Origin of the sequence: Bacillus sp. J14TS2, assembly GCF_018333015.1 — a bacterium.
In the GTDB taxonomy this organism is placed as follows: domain Bacteria; phylum Bacillota; class Bacilli; order Bacillales; family Bacillaceae_C; genus Lederbergia.
On sequence record NZ_BORE01000001.1, the window covers coordinates 261,395 to 276,211 of the forward strand.

Sequence of the window (14,817 nt, forward strand, 5' to 3'; positions counted from 1 at the left end):
TTTATAAGTAGATCACGCTATTGATCAAAATGGTCCACTTATAAATAGAGTCATGTTTCGAACATTAAATAGTTCTCTTATTCACTTTTCGCAAATGTGTTTTTAAATGTGTTGATAGCATCAGCCATTTTTTGCTCATCTGGAAGTGCTCCAGTTGTACGAATTTCTTCTAAAAGTTCTGCACGGTTATGATCCAACCAAGCTGATAAGCCATCTTCAAAGCGAAGAATATCATGAACAGCAATATCATCAAGGAATCCTTTTGTTAATGCATATAGGATCATTACTTGCTTTTCTGCTTTAATTGGTTTATTTAGATCTTGCTTTAATACTTCTACTGTACGTTGACCACGTGATAATTTATCCTGGGTTGCTTTGTCAAGGTCTGAACCAAATTGAGCAAATGATTCTAATTCCCGAAAGGAAGCTAGGTCAAGACGCAAGGTTCCTGCTACCTTTCTCATAGCTTTAATTTGGGCAGATCCCCCTACACGTGAAACGGATAGTCCTGGATTAATCGCAGGACGTACACCAGAGAAGAATAGATCAGATTGCAAGAAAATTTGCCCATCTGTAATCGAAATTACGTTTGTTGGAATATAAGCTGAAATATCGCCTGCTTGTGTTTCAACAAATGGCAGAGCAGTTAATGAACCACCGCCTCTAGCATCACTAAGCTTCGCAGCACGCTCTAATAGACGAGAGTGGAGATAGAATACATCCCCAGGATATGCTTCACGACCTGGTGGGCGGCGAAGTAGTAGTGAAAGCTCACGGTAAGCAGCTGCCTGCTTGGATAAGTCATCATATACAACAAGTACATGTTTACCGTTATACATGAATTCTTCTCCCATTGTAACCCCAGTATAAGCTGATAAATACAAGAGTGGTGCTGGTTGGGAAGCCGAAGCTGTTACGACAATAGTATAATCTAATGCTCCATGCTTACGCAGTGTTTCAACTGTTCCACGGACAGTTGATTCCTTCTGACCAATCGCTACATATACACAAATCATATCTTGGTCATTCTGATTCAAAATCGTATCAATGGCAACTGTTGTTTTCCCAGTTTGTCTGTCCCCGATAATTAATTCACGTTGTCCACGTCCAATTGGAACAAGTGCATCAATCGCCTTAATCCCAGTTTGTAGTGGCTCATCAACCGATTTACGATCCATAACACCAGGTGCTGGTGATTCGATTGGGCGTGTTTTCGTTGTATTAATCGGGCCAAGTCCATCTAAAGGTTGTCCAAGTGGATTCACGACACGACCAATTAATTCTTCCCCGACTGGGACTTCCATAATCCGTCCAGTCCGTCTAACCTCATCACCTTCACGAATATCTGTAAAAGGACCTAAAATTACTACCCCGACATTCGATTCTTCAAGGTTTTGCGCCATTCCCATGACGCCTGTAGAGAATTCAATCAGTTCTCCTGCCATGACATTGTCCAGTCCATACACGCGGGCAATACCATCCCCGACCTCGATGACTGTACCAACATCATTTACTTCCATATCAGCCTGATAATTCTCAATTTGCTTTTTTATCAGTGCACTGATTTCCTCAGCATTGATGCTCATGAATTTCACCCCTCATTTTTCAAAAGACTTCATCAAGTCGTTAATGTTTTCGCAAGACGATCTAATTGCCCACGAAGGCTTCCATCAAAAATGCGATTTCCTATACTTATTTTAATCCCACCAAGTAGCTCAGAATCGACAATATTTTCAATGTTTAACGAACGTCTACCTATTTTTGCTGCAAATGTTGCTGAAATGGCTTCTGTTTCCAAGGCGGTTAATGCTCGAACAGAATAAACCGTTGCTTCTGCTACCCCATGATCTTGATTTGCATAATTAATGAAAGAGCTAGCCACATCTACAATGTGATCTTGGCGATTTCGATCAATTAAAAGCATAATGGTGTTGACTACGCTTGGAGATAGTTTAGCAAAAGCATCTTTCGCAACATCTTTCTTTTGCTGTATCGTAAGATTAGGAGAGGAAAGTAGTGTAATTAAATCTGGATTGTCTTTCACTGATTTTCGTACAACACGAACTTCTTCTTCCCATTTGTTCACTTGGTCTTGTTCTTTGGCTAGTTGATATAAGGCTAAACCGTAACGTTCAGCAACAACATTTTTGCTCATACTTATTCTCCTGCCCTTTGAACATATTCATCAATTAGTTTTTGTTGATCTTCTTCATTCAATTCTTTTTCAATAACTTTGGAAGCAATCATAACAGACAATGAGGCCACTTGTTCACGCAATGCAGTGATCGCCTGTTCTTTCTCTTGTTTAATTTCAATACGTGCGGAATCCTTCAATCGTTCAGCTTCTTGCTTCGCTAGTTGAACAATTTCCTCACGTTGTACTTCTCCATGCTGTTTGGAGTTTTCGATCATTTCTTGTGCTTCTTGACGAGCCTTCTTTAATAATTCTCTTTGTTCTTCCAATAGTTGATTGGATTCAACTCGACTTTTTTCAGCCTCTTCAATTTCAGTGGCAATATATTCTTCACGCTTGATCATAACACCCATTAATGGGCCCCAAGCAACTTTTTTAAGTATGAACAATAATACTAAGAACGCTATCAAGGTGAATGCAATATCTCCACCATTAAAAGCCTGTCCTAGCACTAAACTATTTGCAAGCACGGTATGCTTCACTCCCTTCAAAATCAAGGCAACTTTTTTTCAAAAACATGATAAAAAACGAACATTTACTTTTAGTAAATAAAGCAATGGCGAAGTTTTTAAGTAAGCTTCGCCATTTTCATCTAGTAATAAACTCCGCCAACTGAAAGATAGGCGCCTACTACATTATGTAAATGGACCGCCACATCGGCAAATGGAGCCTTTATTATCTTCCTTGAAGCATAAATGCAATAACGGCACCCATGATTGGAATCGCCTCAACGATACCAACACCGATAAACATTGTTGTTTGAAGCATTCCACGAGCTTCTGGTTGACGTGCCATTCCTTCAACTGTTTTTGAAACGATCATACCGTTACCAAGACCTGCTGCTAGAGCTGATAAACCAATTGCGATTGCTGCTGAGATTGCATACATTATTATTTTCCTCCTCGTTTATATAAAAAAGTATGTTTTCCGCTATTAAAAACGGGTATATATTAATGGTCAGAACTCACTTTATGTGAGATATAAACCATCGTTAACATTGTAAAAATAAAGGCTTGCAGTGCACCTACAAAAATACTAAATCCTTGCCATACCATTAACGGTAAAAATCCACCGATTGTACCAATAAATCCTGTTGCGGCCATTGATGCTAACAAAGTAATTAAGACCTCTCCAGCATAAATGTTACCGTAAAGACGTAGCCCTAAGCTAATTGTATTGGCCACTTCTTCAATAATTTTAAAAGGAAACATAAATCCTACTGGTCTGAAATAATCCTTACCATATTCCTTGAATCCTTTCATTTTCACACCGTAATAATGTGATAAAGCGATTACCATCGCAGATAATGTTAAGGTTACTACAGGGTCAGCGGTTGGTGATTTCCACCAAAGATCATCTTGGACAATGACTGCCATTGGTAATCCAAGCATATTCGCTACAAAAATAAACATGAGTAGCGTGATCCCTAACAGATGAAAGTTACCACCTGTCTTCCAATCCATGTTGCTATTAATAATGCCTTTTACGAAATCCATAATCCATTCCATGAAGTTCTGCATGCCGGTTGGTTTCATTTCAAGCTTCCTCGTGGCAATAACAGCAATAAGAATGACGATGAGAGCCGTAACGGTAATCATTAGCACATTGGAAAGGTTAAACGTAAGCCCCGCTATCTCTCTTAATGGCGCTTCATGTTCCAAATCAGATTCACCTCTCTTCCGATTACTTTCGGGGTTTGAAAATTTGCTGGATCATAAAATCTATCATAATAACTGCATAAGCAGTCACTATTCCAATTATAACACTTCCTAAATGAAATACATCGGGGAATTCCATAGCCACATAAACGGCTAATATGACCGCAGCCATTCGTATTAGCATGCCCATTCCGTATACTTTTTTTCCTTCTGTGACAGCCAATCCAAGTCTTTTTGTTTTCCGATAGAGATTCCAGTGATTGTAAAGACTCACGACGGTTCCCAAAATTAGCCCCATAAATATAGTTTTATATTCTGTAAATCCCCAGCCCAACACATAAATGGCTAGAAAATAGAGCATATATTTACAGTGTCTAATAAATAGTTGTTGAATTTCTGACATTTAGATATCTCCCAAAGTCGTATACTTGGAGGCTAATCTGTAGGACAAACAGCTGAATGGCGACAGCATGATGACCAGAAAAACGATACTTGGATCTTCTGCTATTTTTACTTAGTAAAATTGAAATAAAGATCGCATTTAACTGAGATTCTGATTAGACATACTACGACATAATGTGCGGAAAAACTATGACCTTTTTCGCATAAAACAAACCTTTATATGTAATTGGGCCCGTTTCTATGTATTACGTGGATTTGACCGGTTATCCACAGCCTTTTTTAGCATACAATAGCACTATATCAAAGTCAATTGATTTCCTATTAATTTATTCCAGAGGATTTTTATTTTTTTCTAAATTTGTTCACAAAATTACCATAAAATTCTTTCTTTGTTTTGATCCTTTGAAAACATCACTCAGAATCCCTTTATTCAAAGGGATTTGGCCCTTTTGAGCTTTGATTAAAATGATATGAAATGGCTTTACAAATTCTCTCAGAAGCATGCCCGTCACCATATGGGTTAGAAGCATAAGCCATTCTGTTATATTTCTCTTGATCCGTAAGTAATTCACTTGCTAGTTTATAAATTTGTTCTTCTTCTGTTCCTGCAAGTTTTAATGTGCCCGCATGAATGCCTTCTGGTCGCTCTGTCGTATCTCTAAGTACTAGAACTGGAACACCTAGGGAAGGAGCTTCTTCTTGGACGCCGCCAGAATCTGTCAAAATTAAATAAGCACGCTCCGCAAAATTATGAAAGGCAATGACATCTAAAGGATCAATTAAATGGATACGTTTATTTTCGCCTAATATGTCTTGAGCTAGTTCCCCAACAACGGGATTAAGATGGACCGGGTAGACGACCTGTACATCGGGATATTCTTGAACAATCCTTTTTATCGCTTGAAACATATGTCTCATTGGCTCGCCCAAATTTTCCCGTCTATGAGCGGTTACAAGAAGAAGACGATCCTGTCCGATCTTTTCAAGCACTTCATGGTGATATTCCTTTTTAACTGTTGTTTGCAGAGCATCAATCGCTGTATTCCCTGTAATAAAAATGCTCTCTCTCCGCTTATTTTCCTGCAATAGATTGTTGGCAGCAGCTTTTGTTGGGGCAAAATGCAAATCGGCTAATACACCTGTTAATTGGCGATGAATTTCTTCTGGAAATGGAGAATGCTTATTCCAAGTCCTTAACCCCGCTTCTACATGCCCTACCTCTATCTGGTTGTAAAAGGCAGCTAAACTAGCAATAAAACTTGTCGAAGTATCCCCATGAACAAGAACGATATCCGGCTGTGCTTCCTTCATTATCCGGTCTAATCCTGCTAACCCACGTGTGGAAACATCTATTAACGTTTGCCGATCCTTCATAAGATTCAGATCATAGTCAGGGCGGAGATCAAATATCTTTAAAACTTGATCTAGCATTTGCCGGTGCTGGGCTGTCACAACGACAGTAGATTCAAATTGATTCGGATTTTTTTGCAGTTCCAGCACGAGGGGAGCCATTTTTATCGCTTCTGGTCTTGTCCCAAACACAGACATTACTTTAATTTTCTTCTCCATCTTCATATCACTTCCTACAGCCAATTCCCAATTATGGGTGAGATTATTCAAACGGTTCCAAACCTCTATATAAAAATTAACCCGGGCGATTCTCCACCTGGATTAATTTTCAAGCTCATTATTTCGTACCAAATAGCCGGTCTCCAGCATCTCCTAATCCCGGAATAATATAGCCTTTTTCACTTAACTTTTCGTCTAATCCCGCGATGTATATATCTACATCTGGGTGAGCCTCCTTCATTGCTTCGACTCCTTCTGGAGCAGCAATAAGACACATAAACTTAATATTTTTTGCACCACGGCTTTTTAACGAATCAACAGCAGCGATCGCTGAACCGCCGGTTGCTAGCATTGGATCCACTAGAATTAACTCTCGTTCGTGAACATCATTTGGCAATTTCACATAATATTCTACAGGTTTAAGTGTTTGGGGATCACGATAAAGACCAACATGACCTACCTTTGCAGCCGGAATAAGATTAAGTATTCCGTCCACCATTCCAATTCCGGCGCGCAGAATTGGCACAATGGCAAGCTTTTTCCCAGATATTACTTTCGCTTTTGCTGAAGCAACAGGTGTTTCTACCATCACTTCTTGCAAAGTCATTTCTCTTGTAATTTCAAACATCATCAAAGTTGCCACTTCATCTACAAGCTCACGAAATTCCTTTGTCCCGGTATTTTTATCGCGAATATATGTAAGTTTATGTTGAATGAGAGGATGATCGAACACATATACTTTAGCCATGGTATCTCTCCTTTAAAATTTAAGTACGTAACCATATCATTTATCAGCTTAACTCAACATTCCTCTGATTATTCTACAGAAAAGGAGATTCTAGAGCAAGAGATATAATTGAAATCTTATTGAATCAATTTGCTAATTCCTTTTTATAAAACATCCTGTCAATATAAATTGTAATACACCCTCTAAAATACACTAGCTTATAAGCGTTGATTTCCTTTGCAGGCGGCTCTTTCCGGAGGGAATACAGGATGTACTAGTGCAGGCGAAGCAACAGAACATTGCGCTTTGAGCCTACCGCTCGGCTGTGTATTTAACCTTTGATCTCTAATTCGTTCCTGCGGGATTTCATCCTACGCTAATCCCCCGGGAGTCGCCTCCCTCTCACTTCAAATTTGGTAATGGGAAACTAAGTCCTCTTTTCAAGGATTACTCTATCGACTAATCGCAGGAAGAAGCTGGGACACAAAAACTAAATTCCAAAGACGAACAATGCTTTCCTTAACGAAGTATATTTCCGAAGCTTCATCCCAATCTCATTTATAAAAAAGGGGCTGTCCAGAAAGGCAGTGAAAACTGAGCTTTTCTGTGACAGCCCCTCTTCTAGGCATGTAAAGTTGGTGTGCGATTTTCCGGTTGCCTTCCGTTCCGGGGCACGCTTTCCGCGGGGCAAGGCTTGAGCTTCCTCAGTCGCTGCGCGCCTTGCGTGATCTCAAGGCCATGCTTGTCCCGCAGGAGTCGGCCCCTGCACTCCAAGCAACGACTAGGCAGGTGGACGGAAATCGATGAGCTTTCCCAACCGAATAAACAGAAAAAACGCTTCTATTAGTAGACAAAGCCAAGAATTTTATAGTTTTCTTAACAATAAAAAAATCCGCCCCCATTGTGAGGAGCGGATTGTAAAATATTTATTCATATAAAGAAAATTTTGCTGTTAAAGTCGCGACACGTTCGCGTGCTTCTTCAAGTTTAGCTTCATCTTCATGATTCTTTAAAACCAATCCAATCAATGAGGCAATTTCATCCATTTCTTCCAATCCAAAACCACGGGAAGTTACTGCAGGTGTACCGATTCTAATACCACTTGTTGTAAATGGTCCTTCTGGATCAAAAGGAATTGTATTTTTATTCACTGTAATTCCAATATCATCCAATACTTTTTCTGCTACTTTTCCTGTCAGTCCAACTGAACGAACATCAAGAAGAACCAAATGGTTATCTGTTCCTCCTGACACTAGTTTTAATCCTTCTTTTTGTAAGGATTCGCCAAGACGCTTTGCATTATCAATCACATTCTGACTGTATACTTTAAACTCGTCTGTCATTGCTTCACCAAAGGCTACAGCTTTAGCAGCAATCACATGCATTAGCGGGCCGCCTTGAATGCCAGGGAAAACTGATTTATCGATCTTCTTGCCAAATTCCTCTTTACAAAAAATCATTCCACCACGCGGACCTCTCAATGTTTTATGAGTGGTCGTTGTAACAAAGTCGGCATAAGGAACCGGATTTGGGTGATGCCCAGTCGCAACTAGGCCTGCAATATGCGCCATATCCACCATTACATAAGCGCCTACTTCATCGGCAATTTCGCGGAACTTTTTAAAATCAATTGTCCGAGGATAAGCGCTAGCTCCAACAACAATCAATTTTGGTTTATGTTCTATCGCTTTTTGACGGACATCTTCGTAATTAATATAGTGAGTTTCTTGATCCACACCATATTCTACAAAGTTATATAGAACTCCACTAAAGTTAACTGGGCTTCCATGAGTGAGGTGACCACCATGTGAAAGGTTCATTCCAAGTACCGTATCACCTGGCTCTAAGATAGTAAAGTAGACAGCCATATTAGCCTGGGCTCCTGAATGTGGTTGCACATTGACATACTCGGCTCCAAAGATTTCCTTCGCACGATCTCGCGCAAGATTTTCGGCAACATCCACATATTCACAGCCACCATAATAGCGACGACCTGGATATCCTTCTGCATATTTATTCGTCAAAACAGAGCCTTGCGCTTCCATTACAGCAGGACTCACAAAATTTTCTGATGCAATGAGTTCAATCTTTGTTTGTTGACGTTTTAATTCATTTTGAATCGCTTCGTACAATTGTGGATCTTGTTCGGCAATGATGCTCATTTCTCATTCCCCCTATTATTTGACTGTATCGACTTTTGTAAATTCATTCTTATTCTACCATGTAGAAAATTCCTTGCAAACAAAATTCAGATTATTTCTTGTTGTTTCTTAACATTCTCGTCAAAATTTAAAATAATGTTCAGCTTTTACAGAAGACGTCTTAGTAAGAGAAATGGCCAATTAAGGGGTGATTACCAATATATTCCACTACATTCTATCTTAATCCCTAGAGATTTTCCTGATAAAATGATCTACTATTCATAAATAGCGCGTGCCCCACCAATTAATTTTGGTCGGGTGATGGCACTCGTGACATGGGCATAGCCAATTTGCTTTTGCTCCATTCTGATCGGAACAGCGACAGGTTTTAAATGCATACCAATAAAAGTATCTCCTATATCAATGCCAGCATCCGCCTGAATCGTTTCTACCAGGACAGCCTCTTCAAGATGTTGAAAAGCGTAGGTTGCCATGGAACCGCCCGCATGCGGTGCCGGGATGACGGAGACTTGTTCCCAGCCTTTTCTTTTCGCAATCTCCTTTTCGAGCACCAAGGCTCGGTTTAAGTGTTCACAACATTGAAATGCTAGAAATAACTGTTGCTCATTTGCATATTTATGGAGCGCTTCAAATAATACCTTTGCAACTTCCATTGTTCCGGATGTTCCAATTTTTTCCCCTATGATCTCTGATGTAGAACACCCAATTACTAGTAAGCTTCCTTGTTCAAGGTGAAAATGTTCTTTACATCCTTGAATAAGTTGTTTCACTTCCTGTTTCCACTTTTTCGGTTCGTTCATTTTTCCGTTTCACTTCCAGAAGCTGCCTCTTCTTCATAGTTGTTAATCTTTTCAACCCTTTGTTGATGTCGGCCGCCTTCAAATTCGGTTAATAGCCATGTTTTAGCAATTTCACTCGCTAATCCCGCACCAATTACTCGCTCTCCCATAGCTAATACATTGCTATTATTATGGAGTCGAGTCATTTTCGCACTAAATACATCATGAACGAGCGCACAGCGAATTCCTTTTACTTTATTGGCTGATATGCTCATGCCAATTCCTGTTCCACATATAAGAATCCCACGGTCAAATTCACCATTCGCTACTTTCTCAGCAACAGGCATTGCATAATCAGGATAATCAACAGATGTTTCACAGTCACAGCCGAAATCCTGATATTCTATTCCCAATTCTTCCAATAACTCCCGAATCACTTCACGGATTTGAATCCCACCATGGTCTGATGCTAGTGCTACCTTCATTTTAAATTGCCTCCTTAAAAGTAAGGACCGTTCTTATCTGAACGGCCTGATAATCATACTACTATTATAAATAAAAACGGGCAATTGTGTCTTTTAATTTGCTGGCTTGTTTTTCTAAAGCGATCGCTAATTGGTCGATTTCTTCCATATCTTGAGCTTGCTTGCTCGCAACCCGTGCCACTTCTTCCGATCCTGCCGATGTTTCTTCAGCAATCGCCGCAACCTCTTCTGCTTGTCCAGAGGTTTCTTGGACATTCTCCAATTGCCGCTCCACCAGCTGTAATATATCAGCAACAGATGTAGCTGAATGATGAATGGTTTCCGTCATTTTCCCGATAACAAGATTGGTTTGTTTTCCTCTATCAACCTCTTCATTAGCAGACGTCACTTGGTCTGTAATCTGTTCAACTACCTGTTTAACCTCGATTTGAATATTTTGCAGGAGTTCTGTAATCCCATGCACAGCATTTGCACTTTCATCCGCTAGTTTTCTAACCTCTTCTGCAACTACTGCGAATCCTTTTCCTTGTTCTCCTGCCCGGGCCGCTTCGATGGAAGCATTTAACGCTAACAAGTTGGTCTGATTGGCAATATCCCCAACAAGATGAATAATTTCTTCTACCTTAGAAGCATTTTCTTCTAATCTTTTAACAGACTTAAGAGATTGATCATTTCGATCAGCTAATTGTCCAATGCCGACGACAAGGGAGTCTACTACCTTCTGGCTTTCTTTTAATTCTGTTAGCATTTCTTGAGAGATATCTTCCGATTTTCTAGCCTTGTCCTGCACCAGTTGTGCAAGTCTTGTGATATCTTCTACCGATTCCGCTGTGGCCTGGATAGCAGCGGCAGAGCTTTCAGCACCAGAAGATATTTCAGAGATCGTATGTGCGACACTTTCTGCCTCTACTGACACCTTTTTAGACTTTTGCGAAATTGAAACCACATTTTTATTCGTTTGAGTAATGTTTCCTTCAATCTGTTGCACGATTTCACGTAAATTACCTAACATTTGATTAAAGGCTAGACCTAAAGATCTGATCTCGTCATCTGTTTTTCCTACCATAACATCAGTACCAATGTCACCTTCTCCAGCCTTCGAAGCCGCCTCTTTTAAACTTTGCAGTGGCTTTGTCATGATGGTGGCGCTTAAATAAGCAAGAATCCCGGACCAGATAATACCTAATAATAAAGTTAGAATAGTAAACACCTGTTCATTTATATATTGATCAACAAACGGATAAATAAAATACAAGAAAATAGCACTTGTTGAAAATGTAACCACTGCCAATGTCGTTGTGAAAACAACTAGTTTTTTCTGTAAGCCAAAACGATATCGCTGTTTCTTTGTCATATTCCTGCTCCTGTCAATAGTAAGAATCCCATTTTATTCTGTGAACATCCTGCTAATTAACTCATCTAATTCAGCAAACATCCTTTGATAGACAGTTTCATCTCCACCATACGGATCTGCAACATCTAACGGATATTCTCCCATAAACTCTTTTAGCGTAAAAATTTTATCAGCATAAGCTGGATAGGCATTCATAACCATATCTTTATGCATAGTTGTCATTGTAAAAACATGAGTAGCCCAATCCATATCATCCTTATCCAATGCTTTAGATCGATGCTTACAGTCAATTCCTTTTTCTTGTAAAACTTGTATCGTATTGTAGGCAGCATTTTCTCCTTCAATAGCAAATAAACCAGCTGATTTCGCTACCCCCCTATTCCTCCAATTATGATTGAAGATCGCTTCAGCCATCGGACTTCGGCAAGTATTACCAGTACAAATAAAAAGCACCCTCCAACCGCTCAATGTATGATCGCCTCCATATTCTTCTCGTTTTCACATATAGGTCAAAAGACCGCATGTTGCTTTGTAAAAATTATGCCATACTTCCATAAAAAAAGACAGCTTTTTCCAGCTGTCGCATACAAAAGTAGCAGCCCCTGTTTAACGTCCTATATTTGCTGGGCGCTAGCTAAATATAGAAAAAAGCACTTGTCTTATCTTCTTCTCATTTCAAGGTTGCTTTTCACCATGGAAACGGAACTAACAGTTTTATTCCATAGGCAATTAAGATAATGCCGCCTAATAATTCACCGTATATCCCTAACATATTTTGCATTTTCCGACCGATTAACAGGCCACTCCATGTCATGCCAATCGACATAGCCGAAAAACAAACAACAGCGACTGCTGCCTTCGCGCCAAAAATTCCCAGACTTAAACCTGCTGAGAAACTGTCAATACTGACTAAAAGGGAAAAGAGTAAGACGCCCCATCCAACAGGGAGAAAAGTCGAACCACGATCCTTTCGAAAGATCATCAGCACCATCTGCAATCCCAGTATAATAAGTAAGACTCCACCAATATAAATAGCAATATCTCCAAAAGTACCTGATAATAAATGGCCAGCAAACATTCCTAATAAAGGCATTAATAAGTGAAATATGCCGACAACAAGTCCAATATAAAAGATCTGTCTTAATCTTATTTTATATGCACCTATAGCAAGAGAGATCGAAAAAGCATCCATACTTACCGCAAAAGCCATGATCATAACCGTCACAATCTCCGCAAGCAACCCACTATCCCCTTTCCCTTCGGACATGCCTATAAGGGAAACATATGCAGGAAACTATAAGACTAGAAGTTAGTTAAGAGATAAAATGAAACTTCAATCAGCGAAAATCTTGCGACCCTCATTTATTATTCTTGTTTTCCCTCGTATTCTGGGAGCGGTGCTAGTTGAACCGTTATAATATCACTAGTCTTTTTCCACTTGAATTATCCACTGATGCCCGGCTGCTTTTTCAAGTCGATTCATAATCGCTGCCCCTACACCAGTTTGAGGAAATATCTCCGAATAAATAATCTCAACATTCGATTTATCAAATTCACGTAAGCTGTTATAGAGTTGATGAGCTACGTGGTCAAGATTATGTCTACTGCCTACATCCAATACAAGGTCAGCCTTATATTTTTGTTTTGTCTCTGCTGAAGCGAGCATGCCTACCTTAAGTCCCTCCTTGCGCTTCTCATCAATTAAATCTTGGATCCAGTCTACTTTCCCATCGACTAAATAAAGCGGGGCACTTGGGGAATAATGGGTATATTTCATTCCAGGTGCTCGTGGTGCACTCTTCTTTTCTATAGTATTAGATGCAACTTCAATTTTATCTGATATCACATTTTCTAATTCTTCCTTCGTAATTCCACCTGGTCGCAAAATGACTGGAACTTGCCCAGTACAATCTAAAACCGTAGATTCAAGGCCAACACCTGTCGCTCCTCCATCTAAAATCCCGGCGATTTCCCCATTAAGATCCTGTTCAACATGCTTCGCAGTAGTCGGACTTGGCTTACCTGAACGATTCGCACTAGGGGCAGCAATCGGAAGACCTGAGGCGCGAATTAAAGCGAGAGCAACAGGATGACTCGGCATTCGAATCGCTACTGTATCCAATCCTGCGGTCACATGCTCTGATAATTCTCCCGGTTTTTTGGGAAAAATCAACGTAAGTGGTCCCGGCCAAAAAGCACTTATCAACAACCTGACTTGCTCTGATATCTCCATTACTAGTTTTTCTAATTGTTGATATTCAGCAATGTGGACAATAAGTGGATTATCAGAAGGTCGACCTTTCGCCGCAAATATTCGCGCTACAGCCTTGTCTGAACCTGCATTTGCCCCCAATCCATACACCGTTTCAGTTGGAAAGGCCACTATTTCGTTATCCCGAATATACTGTGCAGCTTCTTGAATCTGTGGATAGGTTTCGAAATTATCCACAACCTTTTCCACAGACCAGTGAATTGTGTTCATCATTTGTTCCCCATTTCTATTCAATCTAAAAAGTCCGTTATATTTGGATTTATCTGTTGATAAGTATCAAAAAGGCGAACTAGTTACCCACAAATGTGGATAACTAGTTCTCTCCCAGTGGATAACCCCTGTTAATTCTGTGTATAAGGATTTAAAAAAATTTATCCCATAATTCAACCAGGAAAAACTTTACTTCTACTTCGTCTTCTTGGTTGACTACCATATCCGCTTCTGCTTCATATTCCACAGTTTCTCCGTTATCCCCAGACTTTTCTAAATCAGCCTCTGCTTTCTTATCTTCTTTATTCTTTACTTTATCTTTTTCTTGTATTTCCTGTTCTTGCAAATCCTCTTCCGCTTTGGACTCTATATGTTCTTGATCTACAGTTTCTTCTGTATCTGCTGCCGCTTCACTTACAGCTAAACTATTAGAGAAATCCAGAAAACATAATGGTGGGAAAAGCACACACCACCAATTCGCTCCTTTGCCTTCTCCAATTGTAATCACAATCGCCTCGTATGTTCCTGCCGGGTAAAGATATTGACCATAAAGTTTTGTTGGAAACTGAGCTTCACCAAAATCAACTTGTACCGTATCCTCTATATTTGCTTCTTCTAGTTTTTGATTGGCAATCCCTTCAATAATGTCTAAACGTGACTTCATCAATTGTCTAGCTTCATCAAGTGAGGTTAATTCAGCCACCCACTCATTAATCTCTTCATTTACGGCGTCCCGAATTTCTCGCTTAATCGCCTGATCCTTTTCCTTATCACTATTCGCCAATATCCGTAAACGAATCGCTTCATCTGGTATAACAAAGGGATCTGTTGCCTGCGCTACTTCCATCTTAGGTAAAATTAAGCTTATCGCAGACCCAATCACTAAAACCAATATATATATCCACGCAATATTCTTTTGATAGAATCTTTTTTTCATATATTCCTTCTTCATATCTAACCGCCCCCTCTACAAAAGCAGTATAGACAGAAAAATAGAATCATATA

At 39.7% G+C, this 14,817-nt stretch carries 16 protein-coding genes; all 16 read right to left on the reverse strand.

Features of this window, described 5'->3' with window-relative positions; genetic code table 11:
* Positions 1–77 precede the first annotated feature (77 nt).
* Positions 78–1,586 (reverse strand): F0F1 ATP synthase subunit alpha, encoded by a 1,509-nt coding sequence (gene atpA / locus KI375_RS01060; protein ID WP_212971705.1) that lies wholly within the window; start codon positions 1,584–1,586, stop codon positions 78–80.
* A 32-nt stretch (positions 1,587–1,618) separates the two neighbouring features.
* Complete coding sequence (locus tag KI375_RS01065; RefSeq protein WP_212971706.1) at positions 1,619–2,155, reverse strand: F0F1 ATP synthase subunit delta; 537 nt, start codon at positions 2,153–2,155, stop codon at positions 1,619–1,621.
* A 2-nt stretch (positions 2,156–2,157) separates the two neighbouring features.
* The gene (atpF, locus tag KI375_RS01070) at positions 2,158–2,664 is read right to left on the reverse strand and encodes a F0F1 ATP synthase subunit B (RefSeq protein WP_212971707.1); all 507 of its coding nucleotides are present in this window, start codon (positions 2,662–2,664) and stop codon (positions 2,158–2,160) included.
* A gap of 205 nt (positions 2,665–2,869) precedes the next feature.
* Positions 2,870–3,082, reverse strand: a complete 213-nt coding sequence (gene atpE, locus KI375_RS01075) for a F0F1 ATP synthase subunit C (protein WP_057982634.1) — start codon at positions 3,080–3,082, stop codon at positions 2,870–2,872.
* Positions 3,083–3,144: 62 nt separating this feature from the next.
* On the reverse strand, positions 3,145–3,855 hold the full coding sequence (atpB, locus tag KI375_RS01080) for a F0F1 ATP synthase subunit A (RefSeq protein ID WP_207446379.1): 711 nt from the start codon (positions 3,853–3,855) through the stop codon (positions 3,145–3,147).
* 22 nt (positions 3,856–3,877) lie between these two features.
* Positions 3,878–4,255, reverse strand: coding sequence for an ATP synthase subunit I (locus KI375_RS01085; RefSeq protein ID WP_207446381.1), 378 nt, complete (start codon positions 4,253–4,255; stop codon positions 3,878–3,880).
* 425 nt (positions 4,256–4,680) lie between these two features.
* Positions 4,681–5,823, reverse strand: coding sequence for a non-hydrolyzing UDP-N-acetylglucosamine 2-epimerase (gene wecB, locus KI375_RS01090; RefSeq protein ID WP_212971994.1), 1,143 nt, complete (start codon positions 5,821–5,823; stop codon positions 4,681–4,683).
* 118 nt (positions 5,824–5,941) lie between these two features.
* The gene (gene upp, locus KI375_RS01095; protein ID WP_207446383.1) at positions 5,942–6,571 is read right to left on the reverse strand and encodes a uracil phosphoribosyltransferase; all 630 of its coding nucleotides are present in this window, start codon (positions 6,569–6,571) and stop codon (positions 5,942–5,944) included.
* A 905-nt stretch (positions 6,572–7,476) separates the two neighbouring features.
* Positions 7,477–8,712 (reverse strand): serine hydroxymethyltransferase, encoded by a 1,236-nt coding sequence (glyA, locus tag KI375_RS01100; protein WP_207446385.1) that lies wholly within the window; start codon positions 8,710–8,712, stop codon positions 7,477–7,479.
* A 254-nt stretch (positions 8,713–8,966) separates the two neighbouring features.
* Complete coding sequence (locus KI375_RS01105) at positions 8,967–9,512, reverse strand: TIGR01440 family protein (protein WP_212971708.1); 546 nt, start codon at positions 9,510–9,512, stop codon at positions 8,967–8,969.
* Positions 9,509–9,976, reverse strand: coding sequence for a ribose 5-phosphate isomerase B (gene rpiB, locus KI375_RS01110; protein ID WP_207446387.1), 468 nt, complete (start codon positions 9,974–9,976; stop codon positions 9,509–9,511). The genes KI375_RS01105 and rpiB overlap by 4 nt, the downstream gene beginning before the upstream one ends.
* 64 nt (positions 9,977–10,040) lie before the next feature.
* The gene (locus KI375_RS01115) at positions 10,041–11,330 is read right to left on the reverse strand and encodes a methyl-accepting chemotaxis protein (protein ID WP_212971709.1); all 1,290 of its coding nucleotides are present in this window, start codon (positions 11,328–11,330) and stop codon (positions 10,041–10,043) included.
* Between the two features lie 33 nt (positions 11,331–11,363).
* The gene (locus KI375_RS01120; RefSeq protein ID WP_244852154.1) at positions 11,364–11,798 is read right to left on the reverse strand and encodes a low molecular weight protein arginine phosphatase; all 435 of its coding nucleotides are present in this window, start codon (positions 11,796–11,798) and stop codon (positions 11,364–11,366) included.
* 220 nt (positions 11,799–12,018) lie between these two features.
* Positions 12,019–12,597 carry a manganese efflux pump MntP gene (locus KI375_RS01125; RefSeq protein WP_244852156.1) on the reverse strand — a complete coding sequence of 193 codons (579 nt, stop codon included), beginning with the start codon at positions 12,595–12,597 and terminating at the stop codon, positions 12,019–12,021.
* A gap of 156 nt (positions 12,598–12,753) precedes the next feature.
* Positions 12,754–13,812 (reverse strand): L-threonylcarbamoyladenylate synthase, encoded by a 1,059-nt coding sequence (locus tag KI375_RS01130; protein WP_212971710.1) that lies wholly within the window; start codon positions 13,810–13,812, stop codon positions 12,754–12,756.
* A 151-nt stretch (positions 13,813–13,963) separates the two neighbouring features.
* Complete coding sequence (spoIIR, locus tag KI375_RS01135) at positions 13,964–14,764, reverse strand: stage II sporulation protein R (protein ID WP_212971711.1); 801 nt, start codon at positions 14,762–14,764, stop codon at positions 13,964–13,966.
* Between the last annotated feature and the right edge of the window lie 53 nt (positions 14,765–14,817).

Coding starts and splice junctions, on each gene's coding strand:
- atpA (WP_212971705.1), bottom strand. CDS start 1,586: ATGAGCATCAATGCTGAGGAAATCAGTGCACTGATAAAAAAGCAAATT.
- KI375_RS01065 (WP_212971706.1), bottom strand. CDS start 2,155: ATGAGCAAAAATGTTGTTGCTGAACGTTACGGTTTAGCCTTATATCAA.
- atpE (WP_057982634.1), bottom strand. CDS start 3,082: ATGTATGCAATCTCAGCAGCAATCGCAATTGGTTTATCAGCTCTAGCA.
- KI375_RS01085 (WP_207446381.1), bottom strand. CDS start 4,255: ATGTCAGAAATTCAACAACTATTTATTAGACACTGTAAATATATGCTC.
- wecB (WP_212971994.1), bottom strand. CDS start 5,823: ATGGAGAAGAAAATTAAAGTAATGTCTGTGTTTGGGACAAGACCAGAA.
- upp (WP_207446383.1), bottom strand. CDS start 6,571: ATGGCTAAAGTATATGTGTTCGATCATCCTCTCATTCAACATAAACTT.
- glyA (WP_207446385.1), bottom strand. CDS start 8,712: ATGAGCATCATTGCCGAACAAGATCCACAATTGTACGAAGCGATTCAA.
- KI375_RS01105 (WP_212971708.1), bottom strand. CDS start 9,512: ATGAACGAACCGAAAAAGTGGAAACAGGAAGTGAAACAACTTATTCAA.
- rpiB (WP_207446387.1), bottom strand. CDS start 9,976: ATGAAGGTAGCACTAGCATCAGACCATGGTGGGATTCAAATCCGTGAA.
- KI375_RS01115 (WP_212971709.1), bottom strand. CDS start 11,330: ATGACAAAGAAACAGCGATATCGTTTTGGCTTACAGAAAAAACTAGTT.
- KI375_RS01125 (WP_244852156.1), bottom strand. CDS start 12,597: ATGTCCGAAGGGAAAGGGGATAGTGGGTTGCTTGCGGAGATTGTGACG.
- KI375_RS01130 (WP_212971710.1), bottom strand. CDS start 13,812: ATGAACACAATTCACTGGTCTGTGGAAAAGGTTGTGGATAATTTCGAA.
- spoIIR (WP_212971711.1), bottom strand. CDS start 14,764: ATGAAGAAGGAATATATGAAAAAAAGATTCTATCAAAAGAATATTGCG.